Genomic DNA, 6,568 nt, shown 5'->3' on the forward strand with positions numbered 1-6,568 from the left:
TACTGGTCTTCGCGCGCATTTACGCCGCTTGCCTGTAACCGCTGCGTCGATGTTTTCGCAAAGTGCGCCGACGCGGTGCTGATGGATGCGTGGCTAAGCCCGCAGGTGAGGGATTTTCGCGGCAGTTCGCTCGTGATCACGCGCGACGAAAGGATCGACGAGCTATTTAAAAACGGCGGCGAGTTTTGCGAAAGTATCTCGCCAGCGCTAGTGCAAAGCTCGCAGCAAAGCGTGGTGGATACGAAAAACGAAATTTTTTACGGCACGAAAAATCCGCTTAAAAAATACATTTACAAGCTAAAATTTGAGATCCAAAACGAGAGCGCGAGGAGCTTTGACTGCGACGATTTTATCGCTGCGCGGGTTAGAAAGATACGCCGCGTCGCGCGGATTTTGGCATATTTTGCTACGGCGAAATTTCTGCTAGGCAAGCTAGCGGGCAAGCTTAAAAGGAAAAATGGATGAAAGTTGCGATTTTTACGCTACCTTTGGTAAATAATTACGGCGGAATTTTACAGGCTTATGCGCTGCAGCGCGCGCTTGAGAGCTACGGCTTCGAAGCGCCCGTGGTAAATTTAAAGATCAGGCAAAGAGGCCTTTTTTCGCGCGATTATTTAAAATTTTTGCTCGCGAAGCTGATCTATTTTAAAAAATACAAAAACGCCGAATTTAGCACGCTGCGCTACTACGCCGACACGCAGCGATTTGTCGCGCAAAATATCGAAACGACCCGCGAAATTTACTCGTCCGCGGCGCTAAAGCGGCTATTTGAACAGGAGCAATTCGGCGCTTGCGTGCTCGGAAGCGATCAAGTCTTTAATCCGCCGTATTTTGACGCGTTTGAAAACGACTTTTCGCTGGGCTTTGCGCCGCATGGTTGCATCAAAATCGCCTATGCAGCGAGCTTCGGCGGCGAGAGCTTCAAAGGCGCGCGCGATTTAGAGCTTCATAAGGCGAATTTAGCTAAATTTAAAGCGATTAGCGTGCGCGAGCGCAATGGCACGGCGCTTTGCGAAAGCGTGTTTGGAATTTCGGGCGCCGCTTTCGTGCTCGATCCTACGCTTTTGGCGGGCAGAGAGGTTTTTGAAAAATTTATTTCGCCCGCGGCAAACGGCGTAAAACTGGGTGTTGTAGAGTTCGCGCAAAGCGACGCAGGCCGCACGGAAGCGGACGGCGTGCAAGATGCCGCAAAAACAGACGGCGCCGCGCAAAATTTAAACGGCACCGCAGCGGATATTGCGGATACGGCTTTTTCGGCGCAGGATACCGGCGAGAATGCTGTTTGTGCAGCAAACGCCGCACAAAAAGGGCAAATTTTTGCCTACATTTTGGATCAAAACGAGAGCAAGAGCGAAATTTTAAAAAGCGTGAGCGAGCGCGAAGGGCTGGGCGTGCGCGAGGTGAACGACAAGGCAAATCGCGTAAGCATCGAGGAGTGGCTAAGCCTCATCGCGGGCGCGCAGCTCGTGATCACCGACTCCTTTCACGGATGCGCGTTTTCGATCTTGTTTAATAAGCCGTTTTTCGCGTTTATCAACGAAAACCGCGGCAGCTCACGCTTTTACTCGCTTTTTGAGAGCTTCGAGCTGCAAGATCGCGTCATAAAAAGCGCGAGCGACGTGAGCCTAAGCAAACAGGTCGATTGGGCGCGCGTGAATGAAATTTTATCGCGCAGGCGTGAGGCTTCGCGCGAGTTTTTGATCAGCAATTTAAGGGCGTAAATGAAGATAGCTTTAGTGATTTCATCTTTGGGTAAAGGCGGCGCCGAGCGCGTGCTAAGCGTGCTGGCGAATTATTTCTGCGAGCAGCACGACGTTTGCGTGATAAAATTTGACGCGGAAGAGCCGTTTTATAAAATTTCGCCCAAGGTGCGGGTTTTAAATTTGAACCTAGGCGTCGGCGAGCGGGGGATTTTGGGAAATTTTACGAAGCGATTTAATAAAATTTTCGCGCTTCGTAAAATTTTAAAGCAGCGCGAGTTTGACGTCGTGATCTCCTTTTTGGACAACACCAACGTGCTTACGCTCATCGCAAATTTAGGGCTTGAAAATAGGATCATCATCACCGAGCACACTAACCATCGCTTTTTAAAAAGTCCGATGTGGCGGGCTCTGAAGCGGATTTTTTATCCGTTTGCCGATGGGCTTAGCGTGCTTAGCAAGTTCGATTTCGACCACTACACCTACGTGCAAAATCGCGCGATCATGCCAAATCCGATGTTTGAGATCTCTCATGCCAAGGATGAGCGCCCTGCCAAGGAAAATATTATCCTCGCAGCGGGCAGGCTCAACGCCTACAAGGGCTTTGATACTCTGATTAAGGCGCTTGCGCTTATGGATTTTAATCTTTTAAAAGAGTGGAAGGTCGTGATCGCAGGCGACGGGCCGGAGCAAAAAAGCCTTGAAAGCCTGGCTGCGAAACTGCGCGTAAACGTGCAATTTATCGGCTTCGTGCGCGATATCGAGAGCCTTTACGAGCGCGCCAAAATCGTAGTCGTCACCAGCAGAGCCGAGGGCTTTTGCAATATCTTGATGGAGAGCCTATTTTTCGGCATCGCACGCATCTCTACAGACTGCATCGCAGGGCCGCGCGAGCTCATAAACGATGGCGTAGACGGGTTTTTGTGCCCTGTGGGCGATAGCGCGCAGATCGCTAAAAAGCTCGAAATTTTAATGAGCGACGAGAAGCTTCGAGACACTCTCGTGCAAAACGCAAACAAGCGCACGCAGGACTTTAGCATAGAAACGATCGGTAAAAAATGGACCGATTTTATAAATTTGAGCTTGGAGCAAAAATGAGGCAAAACCCGCTAGTTTCGGTGATAATCCCCGTTTATAACGTGCAGGATTTTTTGCGCGAGTGCCTAAATTCCGTCGTGCATCAGAGCTACTCGAATTTGGAAATTTTACTGATCGATGACGGCTCAACCGACGCTAGCGGGGAGATCTGCGATGAGTATGCGCGCTCGGACGCCCGCGTGCGCGTTATCCATAAGTCAAACGGCGGGCAGGCTAGCGCGCGAAACGCCGCGCTTGAGCTTGCGCGCGGCGAGTTTTTGACCTTCGTCGATAGCGACGACGTGGCGGATGTGGATCTCGTGCGGACGCTTTTAAATTTAATCAAAACATTCAATGTCAAGATCGCGATGTGCGGATACAAGGCGTTTGAAAGCTCGGCGCAGATTGCGGAGATCAGGGCGCATGAGGCTAAATTTAAAGAAACGGGGAGTGAAATTTTATCGGGGAAGCAAAGCGCAGCGTCAGATGAGGCTAAATTTAGCGGCTCCGCGGAGGATAAAATTAAATTTAATGTGCGCGACGCCGATAGCCCCGCAACCGCTGCAGCGCAAAACGGAGCTTTGCAAAGCGGCGTACAAACGTGCAACTCGCAAGACTGCGCTTCGCAAAATAGCGCACAAACCGGTAGCTTGCAAAACGGCGCGCGAGCTTGTGCGCCGCAGATAAAAGCGCAAAGCAAAGCCCAAAAGGGCGCGAGCCGCGAGCGGATTATAGAGCCGTGCGAGCTGTTTAGACAGAGCTGCCTACAAAATCCATATTTTAGCACCGGTCCCTGCCGTGCGCTGTTTGCGAGCGAAATTTTTAAAAGCCTGCGCTTTCCGCAGGGGCAGATCTACGAGGACGTGGCGATTTTTTTCGATATGTTTAATCACGGAGCTACCGCGTGCACGAGTGAGACGCTCTATTTTTACCGCATCCGCGCGGGCTCGACCGTTAATTCGTTCTCGCGCCGCCACCTGGCTGCGATCCCCGCAGTGCGCAGATTTACGGACTCCATTGTCTCTGCATATCCGCAGCTAAGGGAGGAGGCGAACTTCACGCGCTGCGAATCCGCGCTAAATACGGCGTTTATGGTGATAAGATCGCAAGCAACCGCGCCTGCTAGCGGCGCCGTAAATTCGAGCGCGAAAGAGGGCTCGGGCGAAATTTCAAGCAAGAAGGCGCCAAATAGCGACGAGGCGCTGGGCGGCGATGAAGCGGTCGCCGTCATTTCGCAGCTACACGGCTTTGTGCGTGAAAATTTAAATTTCAGATTTTTCATGCGCCATGCTAATAGGGTGCAAAAAATTTTAATGGTTTTGTTTTACGCAAACCCTGCTCTGTTGCGGTTTTTATATAAAATTTACAAGGCGTTTAGATGAAAATTTTATTCGTCATCGCGGCTCTTAGAAACGGCGGCGCCGAGCGTGTGCTTCAGGTTTTGGCGAACCATTTTGCGCGCGCGAACGACGTTACGATCGCGGTTTTGGAAAATGATGAGGGCAGGTATAAATTTAGCGAAAAGATAAAATTTTTGCATCTGGATGTTTATAAAAACGGCGGCAGGTTCGATAAATACAGAATTTTGCGCGAGTGTTTCAAGCGCGAGCGCCCAAACGTCATCATCAGCTTTATGGACTGGACGAACGTAGCGTGCGTGATCGCAAGCTTTGGGCTAGGCATCCCGCTCATCGCGACAGAGCACAACGCGCACGATTATCTGCCAAGCGGGCTTTTTAGCCGCGTGCGCGATCTGTGCTACAAAAAAGCGGATGCGCTTACGGTGCTTACGCGCTCGGACTTTGAGTACTATTCGCGATTTGTCAAAAACTGCTTCGTCGTGCATAACCCCTTTTTCGGCGAGATCTGCGATACTAAGGACGCCAAGCGAAACGTGATCTTAAGCGTCGGCAGGCTCGAGCCCGTCAAGGGGTATGAAATTTACTTTGACGCGCTAAGCGGGATCGATAAAGGCCTGCTTGCGAAGTGGGAAATTTTAATCGCAGGCGACGGCTCGCTGCGCGAAAGCTTGCGCGAGCTGGCGGCGCGGCTCGAGCTTGAAGTGCGATTTTTAGGGCACAAACAGGACGTGAACGAGCTGTATAAAGAAGCCAAAATTTTTGTGCTAAGCTCGCTTAGCGAGGGGCTTCCGAACGTGCTGATCGAGTCTGCATTTTACGGCTGTGCACGGCTCAGTAGCGACACGGCGGGCGCAAAAGAGCTCATAAAGGACGGCTTTAGCGGCGTTTTGTTTAAATGCGGCGATGCAAATGAACTTGCGAGCAAGCTTGAAAATTTAATGCGCGATGAGGCGCTGCAAAAGCGGCTGGTGCAAAATGCAAATGAGAATTTAGACGAGTTTTCGCAGGAGCGCATCGTTGAGCTCTGGCAGGGCTTGATCGATCGGTTTGCGCGCAAATAGTAGAGTCGTTTATTACGTCGCCGCGGCGCGCAGGGATTAAATTTAAACTTCAGTGTGCTAAGATAGCGTTTTACGCCCAAGCGAAACAACGCGTTTAAATTTGCCGCATCGCGCGATGAAATTTAGCCGCTTAGAGCGGCGTAAAATACGCTAAATTTAAACGGCGGGTATGGCGGCGCTCGCGTGAAAAACGGAAAGATTAAATTTAGAGCGCAACAGCAATTTAAAAGGTAAATGGATGAAGAAATTAAGCGTTTTTATATATTCGATGGGCGGCGGCGGCGCCGAGCGCGTCGTAAGCAACCTCCTAGGCGAGCTTACGGCACGCTACGAGGTGCATCTGGTGCTGATGAACGAGAGGATTTTTTATGAAATTCCAAGCGGCGTGCAGATCCATTTCATCGAAAAATCAGCCCCCTTTGAAAACGGGCTGCTGAAGCTTGCAAAGCTGCCGTTTTTGGCGCTGCGCTACAAAAAGCTATGCGAGAGACTGGGCATCGATATCCACTTCGTTTGGATGAACCGCCCGTGTTACGTGGCGGCGCTGGCGCGAGTTTACGGATTGGGCGGAGCGATGATTTTTAACGAATGCTCGACGCCGTCGGTGCTGTATAAAGATGCGAGCTTTAAATCCAAAATTTCAAAATTTTTGCTGCGCAAGCTCTATCCGAAGGCCGATTTTATCTTTCCAAACTCGCTCGGCAATCTACGTGACTTGGCGGATAATTTCGGAATCGATGAGCGCAAGATGAGCGTGCTGTATAACGCGATCGATTTGGATGAGATCGGTCACAAAGCTAGCGAGCCTATCGCGCAGGAGCGGCCCTTTTTCCTAAGCGTCGGCAGGCTCGATGCGGGTAAAAACCACGCACTTTTGATCCGCGCGTATGCGAATTTAAAAAATAACGACAAAGACCTGCTGATCTTGGGCGACGGCGTGCTGCGAGCCGAGCTTGAGGCTCTGATAGAGGGGCTGGGCTTAAGCGGTCGCGTGAAACTGTTGGGCTTTGACGCAAACCCGTATAAATATATGGCTAGATGCTATGCGTTTGTCTTCGTAAGCCTTTTTGAGGGCTTTTCAAACGCGCTCATCGAGGCTCTTGCGTGCGGCAAGCTCGTAATTTCAAGCGATCATCAAAGTGGCGCGCGCGAGCTTATGGGGCAAAGCGAATGGGGCGTGCTGGTGGGCGTGAACGATCTAGAAAGCACCCAAGCGGCGATGCAAAAAGCGCTGGATGATGAAAATTATGTAAAATTTTATGAGAAAAAGGCTAAAATTAGAGCCTCGTTTTTCGATAAAAAACGGATAGCAAGCGAGCTGATCGCAAAAATAGAACAAATCGACGAAGGAAAATAGGCGTGGCGGAGA

Annotated in this window: 6 protein-coding genes; all 6 read left to right on the plus strand. The window is 50.7% G+C overall.

Annotated elements, in window-relative coordinates; genetic code table 11:
* Positions 1–465 (plus strand): Coenzyme F420 hydrogenase/dehydrogenase, beta subunit C-terminal domain (locus Q0438_RS05690; RefSeq protein WP_299188395.1); only part of this gene is annotated, 465 nt, incomplete at its 5' end.
* Positions 462–1,721 (plus strand): polysaccharide pyruvyl transferase family protein, encoded by a 1,260-nt coding sequence (locus tag Q0438_RS05695; protein ID WP_299188398.1) that lies wholly within the window; start codon positions 462–464, stop codon positions 1,719–1,721. The genes Q0438_RS05690 and Q0438_RS05695, both read left to right, overlap by 4 nt.
* Positions 1,722–2,798: a glycosyltransferase family 4 protein gene (locus tag Q0438_RS05700; protein ID WP_299188401.1), complete on the plus strand. Its 1,077-nt coding sequence runs from the start codon at positions 1,722–1,724 to the stop codon at positions 2,796–2,798.
* Positions 2,795–4,159, plus strand: coding sequence for a glycosyltransferase family 2 protein (locus tag Q0438_RS05705; RefSeq protein WP_299188404.1), 1,365 nt, complete (start codon positions 2,795–2,797; stop codon positions 4,157–4,159). The genes Q0438_RS05700 and Q0438_RS05705 overlap by 4 nt, the downstream gene beginning before the upstream one ends.
* Positions 4,156–5,199 carry a glycosyltransferase gene (locus Q0438_RS05710; RefSeq protein WP_299188406.1) on the plus strand — a complete coding sequence of 348 codons (1,044 nt, stop codon included), beginning with the start codon at positions 4,156–4,158 and terminating at the stop codon, positions 5,197–5,199. The genes Q0438_RS05705 and Q0438_RS05710 overlap by 4 nt, the downstream gene beginning before the upstream one ends.
* A gap of 238 nt (positions 5,200–5,437) precedes the next feature.
* The gene (locus tag Q0438_RS05715) at positions 5,438–6,556 is read left to right on the plus strand and encodes a glycosyltransferase (protein ID WP_299188408.1); all 1,119 of its coding nucleotides are present in this window, start codon (positions 5,438–5,440) and stop codon (positions 6,554–6,556) included.
* Positions 6,557–6,568 lie beyond the last annotated feature (12 nt).

Source organism: uncultured Campylobacter sp. (assembly GCF_938030785.1).
Taxonomy (GTDB): Bacteria; Campylobacterota; Campylobacteria; order Campylobacterales; family Campylobacteraceae; genus Campylobacter_B.